Source organism: Rhodococcus sp. LB1 (genome assembly GCF_001583455.1).
Lineage (GTDB): Bacteria > Actinomycetota > Actinomycetes > Mycobacteriales > Mycobacteriaceae > Rhodococcus_F > Rhodococcus_F opacus.
This window is the reverse complement of the sequence record NZ_LTCZ01000194.1, coordinates 1-22,636: the sequence shown is the minus strand read 5'-3', so window position 1 is coordinate 22,636 and position 22,636 is coordinate 1. Positions and strand designations below refer to the sequence as shown.

At 68.0% G+C, this 22,636-nt stretch carries 23 protein-coding genes and 2 pseudogenes; 7 read left to right on the top strand and 18 right to left on the bottom strand.

The window, feature by feature from the left end:
- The 6 genes from AZG88_RS24645 to AZG88_RS24620 all read right to left on the bottom strand — a co-directional run.
- The coding region (locus AZG88_RS24645) for a response regulator (RefSeq protein ID WP_156517608.1) at window positions 1–310 on the bottom strand (310 nt) is incomplete at its 3' end.
- A 39-nt stretch (window positions 311–349) separates the two neighbouring features.
- Entirely contained in the window at window positions 350–793 is a 444-nt protein-coding gene (locus tag AZG88_RS24640) for an RDD family protein (RefSeq protein WP_061042056.1), read from the bottom strand.
- The gene (locus tag AZG88_RS24635; RefSeq protein WP_061042057.1) at window positions 790–1,635 is read right to left on the bottom strand and encodes a WXG100-like domain-containing protein; all 846 of its coding nucleotides are present in this window, start codon (window positions 1,633–1,635) and stop codon (window positions 790–792) included. The genes AZG88_RS24640 and AZG88_RS24635 overlap by 4 nt, the downstream gene beginning before the upstream one ends.
- Window positions 1,635–1,949, bottom strand: a complete 315-nt coding sequence (locus tag AZG88_RS24630; RefSeq protein ID WP_061042058.1) for a WXG100 family type VII secretion target — start codon at window positions 1,947–1,949, stop codon at window positions 1,635–1,637. Before AZG88_RS24630 ends, AZG88_RS24635 begins: the two co-directional genes overlap by 1 nt.
- Window positions 1,946–2,449: a YbaB/EbfC family nucleoid-associated protein gene (locus AZG88_RS24625; protein ID WP_061042059.1), complete on the bottom strand. Its 504-nt coding sequence runs from the start codon at window positions 2,447–2,449 to the stop codon at window positions 1,946–1,948. Before AZG88_RS24625 ends, AZG88_RS24630 begins: the two co-directional genes overlap by 4 nt.
- Window positions 2,450–2,603: 154 nt before the next feature.
- Window positions 2,604–3,986, bottom strand: coding sequence for a PspC domain-containing protein (locus tag AZG88_RS24620; RefSeq protein ID WP_442971746.1), 1,383 nt, complete (start codon window positions 3,984–3,986; stop codon window positions 2,604–2,606).
- A gap of 68 nt (window positions 3,987–4,054) precedes the next feature.
- Between AZG88_RS24620 and AZG88_RS24615 the strand changes: the two genes are divergently transcribed.
- Both AZG88_RS24615 and AZG88_RS24610 read left to right on the top strand, forming a co-directional pair.
- Window positions 4,055–5,512: a PspC domain-containing protein gene (locus AZG88_RS24615; protein WP_082764515.1), complete on the top strand. Its 1,458-nt coding sequence runs from the start codon at window positions 4,055–4,057 to the stop codon at window positions 5,510–5,512.
- Entirely contained in the window at window positions 5,505–5,735 is a 231-nt protein-coding gene (locus AZG88_RS24610; protein WP_061042062.1) for a hypothetical protein, read from the top strand. The genes AZG88_RS24615 and AZG88_RS24610 overlap by 8 nt, the downstream gene beginning before the upstream one ends.
- A gap of 60 nt (window positions 5,736–5,795) precedes the next feature.
- Here the strand turns inward: AZG88_RS24610 and guaA are convergent, their stop codons facing one another.
- The 4 genes from guaA to guaB all read right to left on the bottom strand — a co-directional run bounded on the left by guaA (window position 5,796) and on the right by guaB (window position 12,080).
- Entirely contained in the window at window positions 5,796–7,367 is a 1,572-nt protein-coding gene (gene guaA / locus AZG88_RS24605) for a glutamine-hydrolyzing GMP synthase (protein WP_061042063.1), read from the bottom strand.
- Window positions 7,368–7,431: 64 nt separating this feature from the next.
- Complete coding sequence (locus tag AZG88_RS24600; RefSeq protein WP_061699486.1) at window positions 7,432–9,174, bottom strand: FAD-dependent oxidoreductase; 1,743 nt, start codon at window positions 9,172–9,174, stop codon at window positions 7,432–7,434.
- A 209-nt stretch (window positions 9,175–9,383) separates the two neighbouring features.
- The gene (locus AZG88_RS24595; RefSeq protein WP_005239789.1) at window positions 9,384–10,523 is read right to left on the bottom strand and encodes a GuaB3 family IMP dehydrogenase-related protein; all 1,140 of its coding nucleotides are present in this window, start codon (window positions 10,521–10,523) and stop codon (window positions 9,384–9,386) included.
- A gap of 33 nt (window positions 10,524–10,556) precedes the next feature.
- Window positions 10,557–12,080 carry an IMP dehydrogenase gene (gene guaB, locus AZG88_RS24590; RefSeq protein ID WP_005239781.1) on the bottom strand — a complete coding sequence of 508 codons (1,524 nt, stop codon included), beginning with the start codon at window positions 12,078–12,080 and terminating at the stop codon, window positions 10,557–10,559.
- A 243-nt stretch (window positions 12,081–12,323) separates the two neighbouring features.
- Between guaB and AZG88_RS24585 the strand changes: the two genes are divergently transcribed.
- On the top strand, window positions 12,324–12,728 hold the full coding sequence (locus AZG88_RS24585) for a DUF5319 domain-containing protein (RefSeq protein ID WP_005239778.1): 405 nt from the start codon (window positions 12,324–12,326) through the stop codon (window positions 12,726–12,728).
- 61 nt (window positions 12,729–12,789) lie between these two features.
- Here AZG88_RS24585 and AZG88_RS24580 read toward each other — a convergent pair whose 3' ends face one another.
- The 5 genes and pseudogenes from AZG88_RS24580 to AZG88_RS55115 all read right to left on the bottom strand — a co-directional run.
- Window positions 12,790–13,812 (bottom strand): anti-sigma-D factor RsdA, encoded by a 1,023-nt coding sequence (locus AZG88_RS24580; protein ID WP_061699485.1) that lies wholly within the window; start codon window positions 13,810–13,812, stop codon window positions 12,790–12,792.
- On the bottom strand, window positions 13,796–14,374 hold the full coding sequence (locus AZG88_RS24575; protein WP_005239770.1) for a sigma-70 family RNA polymerase sigma factor: 579 nt from the start codon (window positions 14,372–14,374) through the stop codon (window positions 13,796–13,798). The genes AZG88_RS24580 and AZG88_RS24575 overlap by 17 nt, the downstream gene beginning before the upstream one ends.
- Window positions 14,375–14,534: 160 nt before the next feature.
- Window positions 14,535–15,368 (bottom strand): hypothetical protein, encoded by an 834-nt coding sequence (locus AZG88_RS24570; protein ID WP_061041849.1) that lies wholly within the window; start codon window positions 15,366–15,368, stop codon window positions 14,535–14,537.
- 34 nt (window positions 15,369–15,402) lie between these two features.
- Window positions 15,403–16,074 (bottom strand): hypothetical protein, encoded by a 672-nt coding sequence (locus tag AZG88_RS54085; protein ID WP_025432251.1) that lies wholly within the window; start codon window positions 16,072–16,074, stop codon window positions 15,403–15,405.
- Window positions 16,075–16,170: 96 nt separating this feature from the next.
- Window positions 16,171–16,419: pseudogene (locus AZG88_RS55115) on the bottom strand (MerR family transcriptional regulator); the annotation flags it as partial.
- Between the two features lie 248 nt (window positions 16,420–16,667).
- Here AZG88_RS55115 and AZG88_RS24560 point away from each other — a divergent pair.
- From AZG88_RS24560 to AZG88_RS24550, 3 genes are all read left to right on the top strand, one after another.
- The gene (locus tag AZG88_RS24560; protein ID WP_005239766.1) at window positions 16,668–16,961 is read left to right on the top strand and encodes a WhiB family transcriptional regulator; all 294 of its coding nucleotides are present in this window, start codon (window positions 16,668–16,670) and stop codon (window positions 16,959–16,961) included.
- Between the two features lie 166 nt (window positions 16,962–17,127).
- On the top strand, window positions 17,128–17,760 hold the full coding sequence (locus tag AZG88_RS24555) for a sigma-70 family RNA polymerase sigma factor (RefSeq protein WP_025432250.1): 633 nt from the start codon (window positions 17,128–17,130) through the stop codon (window positions 17,758–17,760).
- 1 nt (window position 17,761) lies between these two features.
- Window positions 17,762–18,481, top strand: coding sequence for an anti-sigma factor (locus AZG88_RS24550; RefSeq protein ID WP_025432249.1), 720 nt, complete (start codon window positions 17,762–17,764; stop codon window positions 18,479–18,481).
- 85 nt (window positions 18,482–18,566) lie between these two features.
- Here the strand turns inward: AZG88_RS24550 and groL are convergent, their stop codons facing one another.
- Both groL and groES read right to left on the bottom strand, forming a co-directional pair.
- Window positions 18,567–20,180, bottom strand: coding sequence for a chaperonin GroEL (gene groL, locus AZG88_RS24545; protein ID WP_061041847.1), 1,614 nt, complete (start codon window positions 20,178–20,180; stop codon window positions 18,567–18,569).
- A 92-nt stretch (window positions 20,181–20,272) separates the two neighbouring features.
- On the bottom strand, window positions 20,273–20,572 hold the full coding sequence (groES, locus tag AZG88_RS24540) for a co-chaperone GroES (RefSeq protein ID WP_003940763.1): 300 nt from the start codon (window positions 20,570–20,572) through the stop codon (window positions 20,273–20,275).
- A 230-nt stretch (window positions 20,573–20,802) separates the two neighbouring features.
- Between groES and AZG88_RS24535 the strand changes: the two genes are divergently transcribed.
- Complete coding sequence (locus AZG88_RS24535) at window positions 20,803–22,521, top strand: TIGR03767 family metallophosphoesterase (RefSeq protein WP_061041846.1); 1,719 nt, start codon at window positions 20,803–20,805, stop codon at window positions 22,519–22,521.
- On the opposite strand, the pseudogene AZG88_RS55695 reads toward AZG88_RS24535, so the two are convergent.
- Window positions 22,518–22,636 (bottom strand): annotated as a pseudogene (locus AZG88_RS55695) (potassium channel family protein); the annotation flags it as partial. The gene AZG88_RS24535 and the pseudogene AZG88_RS55695 overlap by 4 nt on opposite strands.

Here is a 22,636-nt window from a genome sequence, read left to right as displayed (position 1 = left end):
CGCGGGCGCCCGCGCGGATCACGGCGATCACGTCCTCGGCAGCGTCGGACACGCTCAGCGCCAGGCACACCGGACCCGACTCGATGCCCCGCAGCACCGCGACACCGCCGCCGTCGGGCATATGGACGTCGAGCAGCACGACGTGCGGTGACGTGGCGTTGATGCCGGACACCGCCTCCGCGACACCGCCCGCCTCGCCCACCACCTCCATGTCCGCTTCCCTGCCGAGCTCGGCGCGGACACCGGAACGGAAAACGGCATGATCATCGACGAGAAAGACACGGTACGGGGGTGTTTCAGGCAAAGTCACTGCGGCTGTTCCTCGCGTGGGCGGTAGTGTCACCCCACTCTAGAGCGTGTCGAATGATTCGCTCTGTCGCCGCACCACCGCCGGCATCCCGTCTTCCCCGTCCATCGGGGTATCCGATTGGAGAGCCGCACCGGCACTGCGGAACCAGGCCTTCACCAGATATCCGAAGCTCGGCCACGTTCCGTCCTCCGGCCGCACGACGCACAGACCTGTCATCCACTTGCCGAACGTCGCATGGAATCGCGCCTGAATCGCGGTCCGGTGGACGAACGAGAACACCAGCCACGCCGGTATCATCGCGAACCCCGCCGTTCCCTCCGCGATGTTCGGCGGCACCGACTGTCCGGCCGTCTGCACGATGTAGACGACGACTCCGACCACGGCGCCGACGACTGCGTGCAATACGAGGTCCAGCACGAGGGCGACACCACGCCGGAGGTGACCGGCGTGCCGGACTCGCTGCCGGCTGTCGACCCCGTTCACGGCAGACGCCCGTCGATCTCGTCGCGGGCACGCCGGACGTCGTCATCGAGTCCGGTCCGGTCCAGCATCTCGTCGACGACGGCGTCGGTGAACCTCGGTGTGCCGACCGTCTCCTCCTGCACGTACGAGCCGAGCATGCCCCCGAACTGAGAACGAGGGTCGGTGAACTTCAGCCCGAACGCACCGTTGACCGCCCCCTTCACACCTCCCTGTACCGCACCCTTGCCGCCGGCCTCGGCCACGTTGCCCCAGTCGAAGCTGTCGCGCCGACCCACGTGTATCTCGTACTTCTGAAATCCTGCTTCGAGGCCTGCCTGGATCCCCGCGCCTACTGCTGCACCCGTCGCCGCGCGGGTGAGGATCGAGGTGATCAGCTGCCGGATGATCATCCGGACGGTGACCTGTGTGGCCGCTTCCGCCGCGAATGCGGCCGGGCTCGCCGCACCGAACGTCATCGCGCTGGCCGCGGCTACCGCCACGAGTTCGGCCGCCAACGCCACCAGGGCCGCGATGATCGACAGTTTCGCGACCCGGATGTCGTCGGCCGACCAGTCGAGGGTGTCGCCGAGTTCGTGGAGCAACCCCGACAACTCGCGTAGCGCCCCGTCCGCACCGATCCGCGCCCAGCGCTGCGCCATCGCGGTGTCGACGTCACCACTGACCCCGGACATCGCCGACCGCATCGCGGCGTCGGCCTCCTCGATGATGTCGTCGAGCGAGGCTCCGGCGTCCTTCCACCCCTGCCCGAGCCGCTCCATCGCCGTTTCGTCCGCGTCGGGCCAGTCCGCCCCGACCACCTTCTCTGCCAGCCACCGGACACTGCCCGGAACCTCGATGCCCATCAGAACAGCCCGGCGAGGCTGGATGCGGTGCCGCGGTCGGTGTCGTCGAACGAGTCGGCGGTGCTCCTGAGCCTGGATCCGAGCGCGGCAAGCGCCCCGACCGCGAACCCCAGCGACCGCTCGGCCACGTCCGCGGACGGCACATACCCGCTCGCGAACGTCGTCCCGGTCTCGTCGCCGCCCCAGCACTCCCCCTCGGCCTCGAGGGTCGAGTGCAGTGCGGCGGCGACCTCTGCCATCCGCTGTGAGAGCGCATCGAATCGGGGCGCGACGCTGCGCAGATGCGCCGGGTCCACCCACAGTTGCGCGCTCACTGCCACCCGTCCCGCAGGACCGGCCGATTCCACCGCGCGTCGTCGGGATCGTCCGGGTCCGGTTCCCGATCGGCCGGGACGCCGCCGACGTCGGGTTCGAGGCGCGGGAGGAAGTCCCGAAGGCTCGGAGCACCGGGAACGAGGTCCGGCAGATCCGGCAGAGTCTCGGTCGCGTCCACGATCGATCCCATGATGCGCGTCGACTCGGTGTGCGCGGCCTCGCCCGCACGCCGGGCGGCTTCGGTCATCGCACGCCCCAACGACTCGGGAGTGGACCGCCGGAACGCGTCGGGGGCGAGGTGCACGTCCACTACGCTGCCCACCGAGTTCACCACCACCTGCACCAGTCCGTCGGCCGACGCCCCACTCACCCGCAGCTGCGCCACCTGCTGCTGAGCGGCATGCAGATCCTGCGTCTGCCGGTCGAGCGTGGCCAGCATCGAATCGATCTGATTCTGCAACTCGTGCTCGCGCACGCGCAGACCCTCACGGTCGAACATGAAATCCCCCCTTGACATCTCGCGTCCCACCCCGCCGCAGCACGGTGCGACCACACGACCCCCACAGTCGTGTCGCCGGCGAACATTACCCTTCAGTGGGACAGCATGCGAGCAGACACCGCGCACCAGTGTGCCGACACGGCGAAAGTGGTGCTCACGCACCCTGACTGAACGGCACGTCCTCGACGCCGGCGGTGTCCGAGTCCTCGGAAGCGGCCGCTGCCGCCCACGTCCGGCCGTTCCGCGGCATGTGGATTCGCACCTCGGTGCCCTTGCCGGGCGCGGACCGCACGTCGACGTGCCCGCCTCGCCGCTCGATCCGTCCGCGGATCGACTTCGCCAGGCCCTGACGGTCCGGGGACACCTCGTCGACGTCGAATCCGACGCCGCGGTCCCGGACGAACACACTGACCTGTTCGCGCTCAGCTTCGGCGAACAGGTTGATGTCCGTCTCCCCGGAATGCTTGGCCGCGTTGACCAGAGCCTCCCGCGTCGCACCCAGCACCGCCGTGAAACTCTCCTTCGACAGACCCTCGCCCGTGTCGTCGACGTCGAGCGCCACGTCGCCGACCGTCACCGGCCGCACCGTGACGCCGTGGTGGTCCTCCACCTCGCCCGCGATGATGCGCAACGCCTCCGCGAGACTCGAATGGTCGGCGTCTCCCCCACCGAACAACCACTTCCGCAGTTCCCGTTCCTGCCCCCGGGCCAGCCGCGCGACCTCCTGCGGATGGTCGGCCTGCTTCTGGATCAGCGCCAGGGTCTGCAGGACGGAGTCGTGCAGATGTGACGCGATCTCCTCACGCTCGTCGTTGCGGATCCTGGCGGCACGCTCCGCGCCCAGCGCGCGCCACAGTCGCAACCACAGGGGCACGGTCAGCAACCCGGCGCCGACCAGGGTGACCACCACAGCCAGCAACGACGAACGCAGCGCAGCGAAGTCGACCTGCGCGAGGATCACCACACCGAGACCCGACACGATCAACGTGACGCCGCCGAGGACCCGCGCCCAGGTGAGGACGGTGGGACGCTGCGGCAGCCCGATGACGGTGCGCGGCCCCTCCGAATCGAATTCGCGCCAGACCAGGGCCGCGCCCACCGCCACCACGATGATCGGCGCGATCACCGAACCGACGCGGCCACTGAACAACCACGACAGCGCGGACGCACCGGCCAGGCCGATCGCGATCAGTCCGTACGCTCTCCGTCGCTCGGACGCACTGGGCTTCTCGGTGTCGGAACCTGCGGCCGTGAAGATCCACAACAGTCCGTAGCCGACGATGCCCGCGCCGGCGAGCGCGGCGAGACAGGCGAACGCGACCCGCACCTTCATCACGTCGACACCCAGCTGATCGGCGATTCCACCCGCGACGCCGCCGACGATGCGACCACCGGTCCGGCGTTCGAGCCGCGGCATGGGGATGCCGCCGGGCGGGACAGGCGCGGTCACGGCACCCGCGTACTGGGCGCCGCCCGCGGACGTGTTCGACACAGGTTGCACATCTTCGATACTGGCACGATCCCCGGGCCGTGGCATCAGGGTCCAACCCTGACTTCGGCACGCGTTCCGGCCCACCCCGGCCGGAAAGATCAGGGTAGTTCCCGATGTACGCGCGCCGCGCCGACCGGAACGATGGTCATATGAGCAATGGGAGCTTCCAAGAGCAGATACAGGATCTGTGGCGGACCCGACCGGTGCGGTTGCCGGGCCGTGGTCACGTCGCCGGTGTCTGTGCGGGAATCGGCTACCGCTACGGCGTCGATCCCGTACTGATACGAGTCGCCTTCGTCGTGTCCACCATTTTCGGTGGCGCCGGTGTGCTCCTCTACCTGGCGTGCTGGCTCGCCCTCACGAAGTCGGGCGACCCGGCCTCACCCGCGGAGTCGCTGGTGGGACGCGGTCACAGCTCCGACTCGGGCACCAAGACCATCGTCCTTCTCGTCGCACTGGCCATCGCGCTGACCACCGTCGGTCCCTTCGGTGTCGGCCTCGGCGGCTCCGGGCTGATCAGCATGGCGCTGATGCTCGGCGGCCTGTGGTTGCTATACCAGCGGCAGCCGATACCTCCGCCGTTGCCCGCCGGAGCCGTTGCCCCGGGTGTCGGGACCGGCTATCCCGGGACGAGTTTCTCGCCAGGTCAGTTCGGCGCCAACCCGTTCGGCCCGGGCACGTACGGTCCGGGTGCGTACGGTCCGTACACGAAGCTTCCCGACTCCTACACGCCGAGCACACCTCCCATCTCGGACGACAAGCCGGCCGACGCGCCCACCGAGGCACTGAAGCCCGAAACCGCTGCCGCCCAATCGGGTCCGGTGTCGTTCGAGAAGTCCCCGACCTCCGGTCCGCAGGTCGACGCACCCTCGGCCCCGTTCGCGCCGCTCGAACCGCGACCGCCGGCGTGGGACCCGCTCGGTGTCGCCCCGTTCGCATGGGACCTGCCCGAACCGGCCAGGACCACCACTCCCGCAGTCCAACCGGAGCGCACCCACTCCCGTCTGACCACCATGGTGATCGGGTTGGCCATCCTCGCGGCCGCGGCGGCGACGGCGTTGTCGGTCGCCACCGGATCCGACTGGTTGAACCCCGGTCGCATCGGCGCCGTCGCGCTGGCCGTCATCGGAGTGGGGCTGCTGATCGGCGGATTCCTGCGCAAGGGCTACGGCCTTCTCGTCGTCGCAGGTCCCCTGATCGGTTTCGTGATCCTCGCCTCGATCGTCGGGTCCCTCGACCTGAACAGCGAGAACATGGGCGATCGGACGTGGAACCCGACGACAGCGGCCGCCATCGAGCCCGCCTACTCCGGTGGATTCGGCAGCTTCACGCTCGACCTCCGGAACGTCACTCTCACCGAGGACAAGACGGTCGACGTCAGCGGGCAGTTCGGTGAGGTCGTGGTGCTCCTGCCGCCCGGCATGAACGTCGAGAACCACTGCACCGCCCAGTTCGGCGACGCGCAGTGCCTCCCGGACGGTCTCGACGGTGGCGTCGACGGCACGGACGGCCCCGTTCTGAACCTCAACGCAGATGTCCAGTTCGGAAGTGTGGAGGTGCGCCGTGGATGACATCGACGACACTCAGGACAGCGAGCAGACCCGGACGCGGAAGCGCCCGTCGCCGCTCCTGCTCCTCGCGGGATTGGCCGCACTCCTGGTGAGCGGCTGGGCGCTCGCGGGGCCGTTCTCGCTGGAACCGCTCGCGAACGTCGAGTTCCGCTGGCTGTTCGTGGTGGTCGCGGTGCTGGTCGGCGTGGTGCTCGTGTTCGCCCCGAACCGGCGGAAAAAATAGGGCGCAAGCGCCGTGTGCGCGGTGAGCGAGTCCGAGGACTCACTCACCGCGCACAGTGCGTCACTCCCACTCGATGGTGCCCGGCGGCTTGCTCGTGATGTCCAGCACGACACGGTTGACGTCGTGCACCTCGTTGGTGATCCGGGTGGAGATCCGCTCGAGAACGTCGTAGGGCAGTCGCGTCCAGTCCGCCGTCATCGCGTCCTCGCTGGACACCGGGCGGAGCACGATCGGGTGACCGTAGGTGCGTCCGTCACCCTGCACGCCGACGCTGCGGACGTCGGCGAGCAGCACCACCGGGCACTGCCAGATCTGACCGTCGAGCCCGGCGGCCGTCAGCTCTTCGCGCGCAATGGAATCCGCGTGACGCAGGAGATCGAGCCGCTCCTGGGTGACCTCGCCGATGATGCGGATGCCGAGCCCGGGACCGGGGAACGGCTGGCGTCCCACGATTTCCTCGGGCAGACCCAGCTCGCGTCCCACCGCCCGGACCTCGTCCTTGAACAGCAGGCGGAGCGGTTCCACGAGCGTGAACTGCAGGTCTTCCGGCAGTCCGCCGACGTTGTGGTGGCTCTTGATGTTGGCCGTGCCGGTACCGCCGCCGGATTCCACGACGTCCGGGTACAGCGTGCCCTGCACGAGGAATTCGACCGTGTCGCCGTGCGCGGCGTTCTCGCCCAGCACGTCACTGACCGCACCCTCGAAGCTGCGGATGAACTCGCGGCCGATGATCTTGCGCTTGGTCTCCGGGTCGGACACCCCGGCCAGCTCACCGATGAAGGTGTCGGCGGCGTCGACCGTGATCAGCTTGGCGCCGGTGGCGGCAACGAAATCCTGTTCGACCTGGGCACGCTCCCCCGCACGCATCAGGCCGTGGTCGACGAACACACACGTGAGGTTGTCGCCGATCGCGCGCTGCACGAGCGCCGCCGCGACAGCGGAGTCGACACCGCCCGAAAGTCCGCAGATCGCCTTGCCGTCGCCGACCTGCTCGCGGACCTGCTCGACGAGGGCGTCGGCGATGTTCGCGGCCGTCCATGCGGGAGGAATGCCGGCGATCTCGTGGAGGAACCGGCTGAGCACCTGCTGGCCGTGCGGCGAGTGCAGCACCTCCGGGTGGTACTGCACACCGGCGAGCTTGCGGGCCCGGTCCTCGAACGCGGCGACGGGTGCGCCCTCGCTCGTGGCCGTCACCTCGAAGCCCGCCGGCGCCTCGGTGACCGCGTCGCCGTGACTCATCCACACGGGCTGGCTGGACGGAAGCCCCTCGTGCAGCAGACCGCCCTGCACCTTCAGGTCGGTGCGCCCGTACTCACGGGTGCCGGTGTGTGCCACCGTCCCGCCGAGTGCGCCGGCCATGGCCTGGAATCCGTAGCAGATGCCGAACACCGGAATGTCCAGATCGAACAGTGCCGGATCGAGCTGGGGCGCCCCGTCTGCGTAGACGCTCGACGGCCCGCCCGACAGCACCACGGCGAGGGGATTCTTGGCCGCGATCTCCTCGACGGTCGCGGTGTGCGGAACCACCTCGGAATAGACCTTGGCCTCACGCACCCGCCGGGCGATCAGCTGCGCGTACTGCGCGCCGAAGTCGACGACGAGGACCGGTCTCTGTTGCTCGATATCTGCCACCGGGTCAGTCTAATCGCCGCAGCTCTGTGGTCTGCGCGACCCCATGACCCGGCCCTCTCGGCCCCTATGCAACGCCGTGCTTCTGCGTGTCGGGCACCACAGAGCTGTTGCGGATCTCGACGATCGGCAGCACGAGCGCGGCGGGCGCTCCTTCCGGAACGACCGGCGTGATCGGCGCGACCGGGTTCAGGCGCCGGTATCCCTCACCCTGCGCCGGCCGCTGATCCTTCTCGCCTTTGTTCGGCCACAGCGAGGCCGCACGCTCGGCCTGCGCCGAGATCGTCAGCGACGGGTTGACGCCCAGGTTCGCGGACACGGCCGAACCGTCGACCACGCTCAGCGTCGGGTAACCCCACACGCGGTGGTAGGGGTCGATGACGCCCTTCGACGGTTCCGACGCGATCGTGCAGCCGCCGAGGAAGTGCGCGGTGAGCGGGATGTTGAACACGTCTCCCCAGGTACCGCCCGCGCGGCCGTCGATCTTCTCCGCGATCCGGCGGGTCGCCTCGTTGCCTGCCGGGATCCAGCTGGGGTTCGGCTGACCGTGGCCCTGCTTGCTGGTGACCTTGCGCCGACCGAACAGGCCCTTCTTCGTGTACGTGGTGATGGAGTTGTCGAGGTTCTGCATCACCAGGGCGATGATGGTGCGCTCGCTCCACTTGTACGGGGTGAGAACCTTCAGAGCTTTCGGATCCTTCGCCAGCTCCTTGAGGAACGTCACCCACCGCCGGCCGCCACCGTCGGTCAGCAGCGTCTGCAGCAGGGCCATCGAGTTCGACCCCTTGCCGTAGCGCACCGGCTCGACGTGGGTGTCGGACGTCGGGTGGAACGACGACGTGATGGCGACGCCCTTCGTGAGCTCGAGAGCGGGGTCCACCTTGTTCTTGGCGGCGCCGAGGATCGACTCCGAATTGGTGCGGGTGAGTACCCCCAGGCGGTCGGAGATCTTGGGCAGCGCGCCCGTCTCCTTCTGATCGAACAGCAGATGCTGAGTGCCCCACGCGCCCGCGGCCAGGACGACGTTCGCGGCCGTGTACGTCTTGCGGTTCCGGTTCGTGCGCGGCCCGCTGCGCCGGGTGAAAACGTCCCAGTTGCCGTCGGAAGCCTCGCGCAGACCGGTGACCGTCGTCATCGGGATGATCTCGGCCCCGGCCTTCTCTGCGAGGCCAAGGTAGTTCTTGAGCAGGGTGTTCTTGGCGCCGTGCCGGCATCCGGTCATGCATTCGCCGCATTCGATGCACCCGGTGCGGTCGGGGCCGACGCCACCGAAGTACGGGTCCGGCACGGTCTTGCCCGCCTCACCGAAGAAGACACCGACCGGGGTCTGGATGAACGTGTCGCCCACGCCCATGTCCTCTGCGACCGACTTGATGATCTCGTCGGCGGGGGTCATGTGCGGGTTCTGGACCACGCCCAGCATCTTGCGGGCCTGCTCGTAGTACGGCGTGAGCTCGTCGTGCCAGTCGGTGATGTGCGACCACTGCTTGTCCTGGAAAAAGGAGGCAGGCGGCTTGTAGAGCGTGTTCGCGTAGTTGAGCGAACCGCCACCGACGCCGGCGCCGGCGAGGATGAGGCAGTCGCGCAGCAGGTGGACGCGCTGGATGCCGAAGAAGCCGAGAGCGGGCGCCCACAGGAACTTCTTGAGATCCCAGCTGGTCTTCGCGAAATCCGCGTCGGCGTAGCGACGGCCCGCCTCGAGGATGCCGACCTTGTAGCCCTTCTCGACCAATCGGAGTGCGGTCACACTGCCACCGAATCCGGAACCGACGATGAGGACGTCGTACTCCGTTGCGCGCTGCTTGCTCATCCCTCGACCTCCAACGACACCTGAGTTATTACTCGCCAGTATGCACCCCGCGGCTGTGACAGCTGCCACAAGGGTCGCCTAACTGTAACGAGAGGTATCAGGAACGGTCGGGATACCCGCAAACGCACGTCGCCCGATGCCTCACCAGTGCAGTTGAACTGCACCGATGCGACATCGGGCGACGAAAGAAGCGGTGACGAACGGACGCCTCAGGCGCGGACCGTCAGGCCCACCTTCTGGAATTCCTTCAGATCCGAGTACCCCGACTTCGCCATCGAGCGGCGTAGCCCGCCGACGAAGTTCAGCGAACCGAACGGGTCGTCGGACGGACCCGTGAGGACCCGGTCGAGCGACGGACGGTCGCCGAACGAGACCGGCAGCATCGTGCCGCGCGGAACCGAGGGGTGCGCCGCGGCCGACGGCCAGTACCAGCCGCCGCCGGGGGCCTCCGCGGCAACGGCCAACGGTGCGCCCAGCACTGCGGCGTCCGCGCCACAGGCGATCGCCTTGGCGAGATCGCCCGAGGACGTGATGTCGCCGTCCGCGATGACGTGGACGTAGCGTCCACCCGTCTCGTCGAGGTAGTCGCGGCGGGCAGCAGCCGCGTCCGCGATGGCCGTCGCCATCGGAAGACCGATGCCCAGCACCTCACCGGTGGTCGTGGCGCCCTCGGTGGAGCCGTATCCGACGATCACCCCGGCCGCGCCCGTGCGCATCAGGTGCAGTGCGGTGCGATGATCGCTCACCCCACCGGCCACCACCGGGACGTCGAGCTCGGAGATGAACGTCTTGAGGTTCAGCGGCTCGCTGTCGCCGTGCGCGACGTGCTCGGCGGAGATGATCGTGCCGTGCACGACCAGCAGGTCGATGCCCGCCTCCAGCAGCTGCGGGGTGAGCGCCCGGGCGTTCTGCGGGCTGACCCGCACCGCCGTCGTGACACCTGCATCGCGGACCTGGGCCACGGCAGCGGCCAGAAGCCCCGGCTGCAACGGCGCCGCGTGCAGCTCCTGCAGCCTCTTGATCGGCGCCTCGACGTCGACGTCCGACTCGGCCAGTGCGACGAGTTCGGCGAGCTTCGCCTCGACGTCCGCGTGCCGGCCCCACAGACCCTCACCGTTGATGACCCCGAGGCCACCACGCTTGCCGAGTTCGATCGCGAACGACGGCGAGACGAGCGCGTCGGTCGGATGCGCCAGCACAGGAATGTCGAACCGATATGCGTCGAGCTGCCAGGACGTCGACACCTCCTTGGAGGAGCGGGTCCGGCGTGAGGGGACGATGTCGATATCGTCCAGCTCATAGGTTCGTCGGGCTGTTCGGCCCATGCCGATCTCAACGAGGTCGCGCACGCGCGCCCCTTTCTCGTGAATCGTGACTGGTTGCTAGCGAGCGGTGTAGTTGGGAGCTTCGACCGTCATCGTGATGTCGTGCGGGTGGCTCTCCTTCAGACCCGCAGCCGTGATCTGCACGAACTGCGCATTCTGCAGCTCCTCGATCGACGACGCTCCCGTGTAGCCCATGGCGGCCCGCAGACCGCCCGTCAGCTGATGTGTGACCTGGGACAGCGGACCGCGGAATGCGACCCGGCCCTCGATGCCCTCCGGAACCAGCTTGTCCTCGGACAGCACGTCGTCCTGGAAGTAGCGGTCCTTGGAATACGACTTCGCGGCGCCACGGCTCTGCATCGCGCCGAGGGAACCCATTCCGCGGTAGCTCTTGTACTGCTTGCCGTTCACCAGGATCAGCTCACCCGGCGACTCCGCGGTGCCTGCGAGCAGCGAACCGAGCATGGCCGTCGACGCGCCTGCCGCCAGGGCCTTCGCGATGTCGCCGGAGAACTGCAGTCCACCGTCGGCGATCACCGGCACACCGTGCGGCTTGGCCGCGGCGACCGCTTCGAGGATTGCCGTGATCTGCGGGGCGCCGACACCGGCGATGACGCGGGTGGTGCAGATGGAGCCGGGGCCGACACCGACCTTCACCGCGTCCACACCGGCCTCGATGAGAGCGGCCGCACCACTGCGGGTGGCGACGTTGCCGCCGATGATCTGCACGCGCTCGTCGACCTCGGCCTTGAGCTTCGAGATCATGTCCAGCACACCGGCCGAGTGGCCGTGGGCGCTGTCGACGACGAGGACGTCGACTCCGGCGTCGGTGAGAGCCATCGCACGGCTCCACGCCTCGTCACCCACACCCACGGCGGCACCGACGAGGAGCCGGCCGTCGCGGTCCTTGGTGGCGTCCGGGTGCTGCTCGGTCTTCACGAAGTCCTTGACCGTGATGAGGCCGGTGAGCTTGCCCTGCCCGTCCACGATCGGCAGCTTCTCGATCTTGTGGCGGCGGAGCAGGCCCAGCGCCACTTCCGCGGTGACACCTTCCTGCGCGGTGATCAGCGGCGCCTTGGTCATGACCTCGGACACGGCGCGGTTCTGGTCGACCTCGAAGCGCATGTCGCGGTTGGTGATGATGCCGACCAGCTGCCCGGCCGCATCGGTGACCGGCAGTCCGGAGATCCGGAAGCGGGCGCACTTGGCGTCCACCTCGGCGAGCGTGTCGGACGGCTTGCAGGTGACCGGATCGGTGACCATCCCCGCCTCGGACCGCTTGACCGTCTCGACCTGACCGGCCTGGGCCTCGACCGACAGGTTGCGATGCAGGACGCCCATCCCACCGGCGCGGGCCATGGCGATGGCCATCCGCGCCTCGGTGACGGTGTCCATCGCGGAGCTGACGAGCGGCACTCGTAGCCGGATGTCCCTGGTCAGCTGGCTGGATGTGTCGACCTGGCCGGGGATGACATTCGACGCCGCCGGCAAGAGCAGGACGTCGTCGTACGTGAGACCCAGCATCGCGACCTTGTTCGGGTCGTCACCGCCGGTGTGTACATGCCCTGCTGAACTTGTCATGCGGTTCGGGCCCTCCATGGAACATAGGTGCAGCGCCGGTGGCGCCGTCTGCGGACATTCAGATCTTCGATCTGGTGGAAACTTTCGGGAACACGGATACAAGAAAAAGGCCGGAGCGACGATCGATATTCCCAGCTCCACAAACCATGATATCGGCTCGGCGCGATCACCACGGAGCCCACCCACGCTGGGCGTACGCCGAACGGCTGGCGCAGACCGGGCTGACCTGCGTACCGTGGTGCTGTGCGCGATCAACTGCCTCCAGGTCTGCCCCCGGACCCCTTCGCCGGCGACCCCGCCGACCCGTCCGCAGCTCTCGATGCGATCGAACCTGGCCAGCCACTCGACCCCCACGAGCGTCTCGCCGTGGAGGAAGATCTGGCCGACCTCGCCGTATACGAGGCGCTGCTGGCGCATCGCGGGATCCGCGGTCTCGTCGTCTGCTGCGAAGACTGCCAGCAAGATCACTACCACGATTGGGACATGCTCCGTGCCAACCTCCTCCAGCTTCTGGTCGACGGCACCGTGCGCCCGCACGAGCCCGCCTACGACCCGACACCCGAGGCATACGTCACCTGGGATTACTGCCGCGGCTACGCGGACGCCTCGATGAACGATGCTCTGCACGGCGACGGTTTCGACGCCTGATCCGGCACAACCCGATACAGACCACTGTGGCCCGACTCTGTGCGGAAGGTCCGCCGAACCGCTAGCTGGTGGGCGGCAGCACCGGGACCGGGGTCGTGGTGGTGGGTAGCGGCACCGTCGAAGGCTCCTGCGGCGGCTGCTGGGTGGATGGCTCCGTCGCCGGAATGTCCGAGGGCAGCGTCGGAACCAACATGATCGTGGGATCCGGGCTCGTGGACGGCAACGTCTCGGGCGGAGGCGGCGGCGGCAGCGTAGGCAGCTGCGGCAGCGGAATGGGCGGCAGTCCCGGAATCTGCAGATCCGTGGGCAGGGTTCCCGGCAGCTGCTCGACTCCCGGCACGGTTGTGGAACCGGGTGTCCCCGGCACGGTGGCCGGCAACTCGGTGGCCTGCGTCGGCGTTTCGGTGGTGGTGGTACCGGGCGTCGTCGTCGCCGGCGGCGTGGTGGGAGCGATCTTCTCGACCTCCGCCGCGAGCTTCGCACGCCACACGTCGAGTTCGTTGCGCATGTCGGCGTCACGCACCCCGCCGGCACGTCCTGCGGCGCCCTCGAGCAGGTTCTTCGCCGCCTCCGCGTCGCCCGCGGCGATCAGCCGCTCGGCCTCCTGCAGCTGGGACGTGGTGTCGATCTGCGCGACGGTCGAATCGGCCTGCTGGCTGAACACGACCGACTTGACGCTCCACAGCGGATCGCCGGGTGCGGCGTTGTACGAGAAGATGGTGGCGCCACCCATGACGACCGCGATCGCGGCGGCAGCGCCTGCGATGGGTCGCAGCAAGCGGAGCTTGCCGCGGGCAGCGCTGCGTGCGGAACGGGCGTCGGAGGCGTCGATCGCCGCGATCACGTCGTCGAGCAGCGGCCCGGTCGGCATCGGCGTCGCCACGATGTCGGCGCGCCAATTGGTCAGCAGAAGCGCGAGTTCGTACTGCTCCGGCGAATCCGTCGCGACGGGACCGCCACCGGCGATCGCGTCGATCAAAGCGTCGTCGCGGCGCACTGCCGCGACGTTCACCGGTGCGTCGTCTCCTGGGAGATCGGCATCGGGATTGCCGTTGCGCTTGATGCCCCTAGCCAAACCTCTCACCTGCCCTCGTCACTTCTTTTTTCAGTTTCGCGATGGCTCGGTGTTGAGCCACGCGGACAGCTCCCGCGGTACTACCCACGGCCGCGGCCGTCTCCTCGGCTGACATACCGACCACGAGGCGGAGGATCAAGATCTCCCGGTGCTTTTCCGGCAGCGTGCTCAGCAGTTCGTTCATCTGCCTGCTCGCTTCCGAGTCCAGCGCCCTCTGTTCGGGTCCGTCATCGTTGGCTACGACATCCGGTACTTCGGCGACGGGCTCCGACTTGTTACGGGCGGAGTTCCGATGTGCGTCGGCAACCTTGTGCGCGGCGATCCCGTAGACGAATGCCATGAACGGGCGGCCTTGATCCTCGTAGCGAGGTAAGGCCGTCATCACGGCAAGGCACACTTCTTGTGCCACGTCGTCCGCGGAGAGTTGTCCCCTCTCCGCAGCACCGACCCTGGCTCTGCAGTAACGCACAACCAAGGGCCGAATGTTTTCCAGGACCAGAGCTAAAGCGGCCCGGTCACCCTGCGTTGCAGCGGCGACGGCGGAGTCCAACTCCTCGCTCGTATTAGTCATCGTTGCTGAATATCCTGGCGTTACAGTGGCACCTCCCCCGATGGGTGTGCTCCCGCTCTCAGCGGAACACTCCAAGAGTAACGGTGCGGACCGAACGGTATTCGCCCGGATTCGCAGCGATTCGCGCGCAGCCCGGCCGTACGGGGCCCGACCAGCGGGGTCAGATTCGGAAGCTCCCACCTCGCGCCCTGATGACGGCTTCGCACTCCTTACGCACGGCCTCCGCACGTGAGTCGGATGTCACACCACTCAGCAACATCGCAGCTGCCCACTTCAGAGGTATCAAGCCGTACCGATCGCACCGGTCGAGCACATCCGCGGCAAGCCGTGTCGCCGGACCCGAATCGGGCTCCCCCGTCATCGACGCGCTCCGCAGCAGATCCGATTTGACGCGGTGCCGCGCAGATCCGGCGGCCTCCGAAATTTCCGCAGCCGTCTCGGCGTGGCGGCGCGCCGAGGCGAAGTCGCCGCCCGAGAGAAACAACTCCGCGCTGACCCAGTGCCTGCGGACGCGCTGTCGCCACAGCTCGTCGGGAGCACGCTCGTCCAGGTGCTCGGAGCACCGGGCGAGAAGCCGCCGGCCCAGTTCCAGCCGGCCGCACCCCAGTGCGTCGGCGGCCAGCCCCGTCAACGCGTCGCACCGAGCTTCGCGAACCAGGACGCCGTCCTCGTCGCCGGGACGCGTCCCGACGGCGGTGAGAGCCCGGCCGTCGAACCCGGACGCCACACCGTGCCAGCCGAGCTGCCTCAGCAACGACGCCTGCGTGCTCCAGGCGAGCGAGACGACCGCGGGGTCGGCCACCTCTCCGCGCGTCAGTGCGTCCAGTTCGGCGCGGGATCGGGCGTAGTGCCCCCGGGCGCCCCACACCACCGCTCGCATCCAGCGCTCGACGGGAACGTCGGACGCCGGTAGCGGGCATGCGCCCGGGTCGGCGCCGAACGCCGCGCGGAGCAACGAACTCGTGGCCTCGGAACGGAGAGTGGAGTCGGGCACGCCGAGATCATCGCATCGTGCGGCCGCTCTGCGGTCAGGTGACCGCGGTGACAGTGTCCACGGCCTCGTCCAGCGTGCCCAGCACCGCTATCGACCGTGGTAGCGACTGCGTCCGGCATCCAGGTCCGCCCGCGAGCATCGTCAGCCCTGTGCGCCGGCGGCGGATCGCCCGCAGGAGCGACGGGAGGTCGCATCCGGCGGCGGGCAACCACAGGACGATCACGTCCGGCTCGGCGTTGGTCACGGAGGCGAGGAGCGCCGACCGGCACAGCGGCAGCGCCATCCGCGTGTCCACCGAGGCCGTGGCCAGGGCGGCGCCCAGGGCCCGGAACTCGAGGCCGTACGGGTCGGCGGGAGCCGTGTCCTGCGGGTCCGCCGGCACGTGCACGAGCAGGACACGGCCACCGCGGCCGATCGGCGCGTCCAGTGTCAACGTGGACAGAATCCCTGCGACGCATTCGGCGAAGACGCGGACACTCGCAGCAGCAGCGTCCGAATTCCTCCCCTCGTCCGCCCATCCGAGCACCGGAACGACCAGGGTCGTCCACATGGAGCTGAATCCCCGCTCCGCGACCGCGCGGACGACGATCCGCCGGATGGTCACGACGTCTCGCGCCAGCAACGCACCCGATAAATTCCGGACGGACGCCTCGGCGCCACCGAGGCCGGAAAAGGAGGACAAAAGGTTCGACGGGTCTGTTTTCATCCCGTTCACCGAGTTGTCATCCAGATTTTTCACATCCGGTCGGCGGTCGCTTTCTGACGAATACGTAGCCATTGCGTTAATCGCATATCTCGCAGCCTCCGCGGAGTTTGCACCACCGTCCAGAGCATGTTGCATGCATTCGAGCCGGGCGACGTCGCGCGGCGTGTACCGCCGGTGACTTCCCTGCAGGTGAACGGAAGGCCCGATGCCGTATCTGCGGTCCCAGGTGCGGAGCGTCGACGGAGCCACCCCGAGCCTTCTGGCCAGGGCAGATACCGAGATCGTGGGTCCCTCGTCCGGGGATCCGGAAGGGGGCTGGGTTTCAGGCTCCGCGGGCTGGGGCACCCGGACATCGTCGCCCGTGAACGGGGGTCTTTCAACCCGAAACGGAATCACGGAACCGCGGGAAAGTAAATATTTTCCAGGTTAACTTTCAGCTCGTGGGATATGTAAATCGCCACTGTGAACAACTATTGACGCGATTTCACAACCGACTCTACGGTTAGCGACGTGAATGATTCAGTGGCTTGAACGTACCTACGAGCCCACGGTCCACTCGTCGCCCGAGGCGAGCTTGCAGCTAAGGAGTCCACATGCCTGCACCCAACCACCTGCCCGGCCCGAACGCCGATATCTGGGATTGGCAGATGCACGGACTGTGCCGCGGGGTCGACTCCTCGATGTTCTTCCATCCCGACGGAGAGCGCGGCCGAGCTCGTGCGCAGCGGGAGACCCGCGCCAAGGAAATGTGCAGACGCTGCCCGGTCCTCGCCCAGTGCCGCAATCACGCCCTGAGCGTGTCCGAGCCGTACGGGATCTGGGGCGGAATGTCCGAGACGGAACGCGAGATGCACGCCCGGCACAGACGCGGCCGGATAGCCGTCTGACGGCTCGACCACACTCACCGGGGAACCCTCGTCGCCGCACGGGGGTTCCCCGCGTCACATCGATACCCTCGCCACCCATCCACCGCGACGCGGTCTCCGAATGCCTACCGGCTGGAGGAGTTGAGTGGATGTGCACGCTACCGTGGTTCTCGATGAACCGAGACGAGTGCCGGTGACGAACCCCGAGGGCAACACTCCAGCAGAAGACGTGTGTTCGGCGGACGCAGCCGGGGCACACAGGGCCCGAACCACCGAATCCGCGGAACTGTACGACACCATGGCCCGCGTCGCGAACGGGGACGCCGACGCGTTCGCCGAACTCTACGACCGGACGAGCGCCCGGGTCCACGGCATGGTCCTGCGGGTCCTGCGCGACCCCGGGTACGCGGAGGAGACGACGCAGGAAGTCTTCCTCCAGGCGTGGCGTACCGCGTCCAACTTCGATCCGGCCCGCGGTTCCGTCCTGTCCTGGCTGATGACGCTCGCGCACCGCCGGGCGGTCGACCGCGTGCGGTCCGAGCAGGCCGGCACCGACCGTGAGGCGCTCTACGAGACCACCAACATCGCAGGGCCGTTCGACCACGTCACCGAGGAGGTGACCCGCCGGCTCGAGCATCAATCGGTGCTCGCCTGCCTCGACTCGCTCACGGACACACAACGTGAGTCCGTCGCGATGGCGTACTACGACGGCCGCACCTACCGAGAGGTCGCCTCCCAGCTGGGGGTCGCCCTGTCCACGGTGAAGACGCGCATCCGTGACGGACTGACGCGTCTTCGCGGGTGCCTGGGAGGTCTGTGACATGAACGACGAACTCGTGGGCATGGCCTACCCGTACGCACTCGATGCGCTCGACGACAGTGAGCGCCGCGAACTCGACACCGATCTCGCCACCACCGACGAGGACACCCGCTCCACGTTCACCGACGAGGTCCGGCGGATCCGCGAAGCTTTCGCGGTGGTGAGCGCGGTGGGGGCCGTCGAACCCCCGCCCCGGGTGCGGACGCGAGTCCTCGACGAGGTCCGGCAATCCGCGTCCGGGCCGACGTCGCTCACCGAACGCCGCTCCCGCCGGCGCCGCTGGCAGGTCGCCGTCGCCGCCGCCGCGGCGATCGGGGTGCTCGCCGGCGGGACGGTGATCGTCCGGCAGCTCACGGAAGGTCCGTCGCCGACTGTGGCGGAGCAGGTTCTCGACGCCTCCGACGTGCACTCGTCGACGAGTGCGATTGCCGCAGGCGGGTCCGCGACCGCCAACTACTCGAAGTCGCAGGACGCCGTGGTGTTCGTGCTGGACGGTGTCGCCCCGCCCAGTGCCGACACCGTGTACCAGCTGTGGTTGATGCCGGCATCCGGGGACGCGCCCGTGCCCGCCGGAACCATCTCTCCCGGAGACGTGCAGCCGACCACGACGGTCGTACTCGACGACGTGGGGTCGATGTCGAAGCTGGCCGTCACCGTCGAACCGCCCGGAGGATCTCCCCAGCCGACGTCGGAACCGTTCGCGGTGCTGCAATTGAGCTGATCCGGCGCTGCCGACAGAAGAAACCCCCGCGCGGTGATCCGCACGGGGGTTTCTTCGCTCGAACGATCGGTCGCGACGGCAGAGCCTAGTGGCTGTGCCCGTGACCGGTCTGCTGCTCGTCCTCTTCCGCAGGCTTCTCGACCACGGCGCTCTCCGTGGTGAGGATCATCCGCGCGACCGAGGCCGCGTTGACGACCGCGGAGCGGGTGACCTTCACGGGGTCGACGACGCCGTCGGCGAGCAGGTCGCCGTAGATCAGGGTCGCGGCGTTGAAACCGTGGCCCTTGGGCTGCTCGGCAACCTTGCTGGTGACGACGGAACCGTCGAGACCGGCATTGCTGGCGATCCAGAACAGCGGCGCCTGCAGTGCTTCGCGCACGACCTTGACGCCCGTGGCCTCGTCACCGGTCAGACCGAGGTTGTCGGCCAGCTCGGTGCTCGCCTGGACGAGGGCGGAACCGCCACCGGGGACGATGCCCTCGGCGACAGCAGCCTTCGCGGCGTTGACGGCGTCCTCGACGCGGAACTTGCGCTCCTTGAGGTCCGTCTCCGTGGCCGCGCCGACCTTGATGACGGCGACGCCACCGGCCAGCTTCGCCAGGCGCTCTTCGAGCTTCTCGCGATCCCAGTCGGAGTCGGTGTTCTCGATTTCGCGGCGCAGCTGCGCGACGCGACCCTTGATGTCGTCGTCGGTTCCGGCGCCGTCGACGATCGTGGTCTCGTCCTTGCTGACCACGACGCGGCGTGCGCTGCCGAGCAGGTCCAGCCCGGCGTCCTTCAGCGTGAGGCCGACGTCGGAGTTGATGACCGTGCCACCGGTGACGACGGCGAGGTCGTCGAGGAACGCCTTCCGGCGGTCACCGAAGAACGGCGCCTTGACGGCGACGGCCTTGATGGTCTTCCGGATGGAGTTGACCACGAGCGTCGAGAGAACCTCGCCCTCGACGTCCTCCGCGATGATGAGGAGGGGCTTGCCGCTCTCGGCAACCTTCTCCAGCAACGGCAGGAAGTCGGGCAGGGACGTGATCTTCTCGCGGTACAGCAGCACCAGCGCGTCCTCGTACACGGCCTTCTGTGCATCGAGGTCCGTGACGAAGTACGGCGACAGGAAGCCCTTGTCGAACTGGACGCCCTCCGTGATCACGAGCTCGGTCGCCAGTGTCGAGGATTCCTCCACCGTCACGACGCCGTCGGTGCCGACGCGGGTGAGCGCCTCGCCGACCATTTCGCCGATCTCCTCGTCACGCGAGGACACGGTCGCCACCTGGGCGATGGACTTCTTGCCCTCGACCGGGGTGGCCGCTGCGAGCAGCGCCTCGACGACCTTGTCGGCCGCGGCGTTGATGCCGATGCCGAGTGCCATCGGGTTCGCACCCGCGGCGATGTTCTTCAGACCGCCCCGCACGATGGCCTGAGCCAGCACGGTCGCGGTGGTGGTGCCGTCGCCTGCTACGTCGTTGGTCTTGGTGGCGACGCTCTTGACGAGCTGCGCGCCGAGGTTCTCGAACGGGTCCTCGAGGTCGATCTCCCGGGCGATGCTGACGCCGTCGTTGGTGACGGTCGGGCCGCCGAAGGCCTTCGCCAGCACTACGTGGCGGCCACGCGGACCCAAGGTCACCTTGACCGCGTCGGCAAGCTTGTCGACTCCACGCTCGAGAGACCGGCGTGCGATCTCGTTGAACTCAATCTGCTTGGACATGTGTTCTGTCTTCTCCTGGATCTCAGGGTTACGCGCGTGAACGCACTCCGCCCCGGGATCCTGTGGGGACTCCGGGGCGGATCACGTATGGCTTACTTGGAGACGACAGCCAGCACGTCGCGTGCCGACAGGATCAGGTACTCCTGGCCGGCGTACTTGATCTCGGTTCCGCCGTACTTGGAGTAGATGACCGTGTCACCCTCCTTGACGTCGACCGGGATGCGGTTGCCCTGCTCGTTGACGCGGCCTTCGCCGACTGCGACGACGGTGCCCTCCTGGGGCTTCTCCTTGGCCGTGTCGGGAATGACCAGGCCGGAGGCAGTCGTCGTCTCAGCCTCGTTGGCCTGGACGAGGATCTTGTCCTCGAGCGGCTTGATGTTGACGCTCGCCACGATGAGCCCTCCACTTTGGGGTATGCGGATCCGGAGACTTCTCCGGACTCCTGTTTGAGTGTTCCGTTTACGGCACTTCACACAGCCCCGTCGTCGCGGGTGCCGGAGCTCGATCGGCGCCACTTGGCACTCTATACGTGAGAGTGCCAACGCTCAAGGAGAAGGGGGTGGTAGACCGCGCCGAGCCGAATATCGGCCTGTCTCACGGGTCGTCACCTAAGGTTCCTCTGGTGTCTGACATCAATCGGCGTAAATTCCTGACATTTGCCGGACTCGGGGCGATCGGGGCAGTGGGATTCGAAGCACGCCCGTGGGGGTTGCAGTACGCGGGCGCGGCGCCGCTTCCCACGTCCGGGGCCGGCACCACCCTCGAAGCGGTGGCCGTCCCCGTCGGCAGCTCCGGCTACCGCAGGCTCGGCGCGGGACCGGGGTGGCCGACGATCGTCCGCACCGAACTCGCCGAGGCCCGCAGCGGGCGCGAGGACCGGCGCACCGCCCTCGCCTCCCTCGTCCAGCTCACGGATGTCCACCTGGTCGACGCCCAGTCCCCGATGCGTTTCGAATACGTGCACCCCTTCACCGGTTCCGCGTTCCGCCCGCACGAGACACTCACCGCACAGGGCCTCGTCGCCCTCGTCGCACGCGTCAACGCGCTCGCATCCGGCCCGCACACCCAGCGCCCGTTCGACGCGGTCGTGAGCACCGGCGACAACACCGACAACAAGGAATTCGCCGAACTCGGCTGGTTCCTCACCGCGCTCAACGGCGGCACCATCGTCCCCAACACGGGCGCACCCGACCGCTACGAAGGCGTGCAGAACTCGGGTGCCGATCTGTACTGGAACCCGGAGTCCTCCATCCAGGACATGTACAAGAAGGCCGGGTTCCCCGAGATTCCCGGCCTGCTCGGCGCGGCGATCTCTCCCGTCACGAGCCCCGGTCTGCGCACCCCCTGGTACTGCGTCTTCGGCAATCACGACGACTCGGTGCAGGGCACCGTCCCGAGCGGCATCCCACCGCTCGAAGCCATGTACACCGGTTCGCTGAAGTTCGAGGTCCCCGGATCGCCGGAAGAGGCGAAGGCGGTCGACATCGCCACCAGGTTCGACCCCGGCGCCATTCCCGCTGCCCTGTCCGCGATCACGACACCAGCGCGGGTCGTCACACCCGACCCCGCACGCGCGCCGTTCACTCCCCGCCAGTTCATCGCCGCACACCTGGACCCGGCCAACACCGGCCCCGGACCGGTCGGTCACGGCTTCGCACCTGACGCCGGCGAGACCGGGATCGGCTACTACTCGTTCGAGATCGCACCCGGCGTGGTCGGCATCAGCATGGATTCCACCAACCGGGCGGGGTTCGTCGACGGCTCGCTCGGTGCTGCGCAGTTCCGGTGGATCGAGGACACCCTGGTGGCCGGCAGCAGCCGGTATTTCGACACGGCGGGCAACCCGGTGTCCCAGGCACGCAACGACACCTGGTTCGTCCTGTTCAGTCACCACACCAGCGGCAGCATGGACAACGTCGTCCCCGACCCCTCCGCCCCGGCGGAACCCCGGATCCGGGGTTCGCGACTGGTGGATCTGCTGCACCGATTCCCGAACGTCCTCGCCTGGGTCAACGGACACACCCACGAGAACCGGATCACACCGTGGCCCGGATCGACTCCGGAACAATCGTTCTGGGAGATCAACACAGCCTCGCACATCGACTTCCCCCAGCACGGACGGATCGTCGAGGTAGTCGACAACGTCGACGGAACCGTGTCGCTGCTCACGACGCTTTTCGAGGCCGACAGCCCCTACTCCGTCGACCACACCGATCTCTCACCGCTCGGGTTGGCGTCGCTGTACCGGGAATTGTCGTTCAACGACATTCACGCGGACCCCGACCTGCTCGGCGGGACACCCGACCGGAACGTCGAACTGCTACTGGCGTCGGGTCGCTAGACCCGGCGCCTGCGGGCCCAGTCGACGACCGCGACGACCGCGCGGATGCCGACGCCGAGAAGGATCAGATTTCCGATGATCTGCACACTCACGACGGCTCGCGACGGATCCGTCG

Bases quoted from the DNA above. Each gene is read 5' to 3' on its own strand.
- AZG88_RS24635 (WP_061042057.1), bottom strand. From the start codon at position 1,635: ATGGGCATCGAGGTTCCGGGCAGTGTCCGGTGGCTGGCAGAGAAGGTG.
- AZG88_RS24625 (WP_061042059.1), bottom strand. From the start codon at position 2,449: ATGTTCGACCGTGAGGGTCTGCGCGTGCGCGAGCACGAGTTGCAGAAT.
- AZG88_RS24620 (WP_442971746.1), bottom strand. From the start codon at position 3,986: ATGCCACGGCCCGGGGATCGTGCCAGTATCGAAGATGTGCAACCTGTG.
- AZG88_RS24615 (WP_082764515.1), top strand. From the start codon at position 4,055: ATGTACGCGCGCCGCGCCGACCGGAACGATGGTCATATGAGCAATGGG.
- AZG88_RS24600 (WP_061699486.1), bottom strand. From the start codon at position 9,174: ATGAGCAAGCAGCGCGCAACGGAGTACGACGTCCTCATCGTCGGTTCC.
- guaB (WP_005239781.1), bottom strand. From the start codon at position 12,080: ATGACAAGTTCAGCAGGGCATGTACACACCGGCGGTGACGACCCGAAC.
- AZG88_RS24575 (WP_005239770.1), bottom strand. From the start codon at position 14,374: ATGACTAATACGAGCGAGGAGTTGGACTCCGCCGTCGCCGCTGCAACG.
- AZG88_RS54085 (WP_025432251.1), bottom strand. From the start codon at position 16,074: ATGAAAACAGACCCGTCGAACCTTTTGTCCTCCTTTTCCGGCCTCGGT.
- AZG88_RS24560 (WP_005239766.1), top strand. From the start codon at position 16,668: ATGCCTGCACCCAACCACCTGCCCGGCCCGAACGCCGATATCTGGGAT.
- AZG88_RS24550 (WP_025432249.1), top strand. From the start codon at position 17,762: ATGAACGACGAACTCGTGGGCATGGCCTACCCGTACGCACTCGATGCG.
- groL (WP_061041847.1), bottom strand. From the start codon at position 20,180: ATGTCCAAGCAGATTGAGTTCAACGAGATCGCACGCCGGTCTCTCGAG.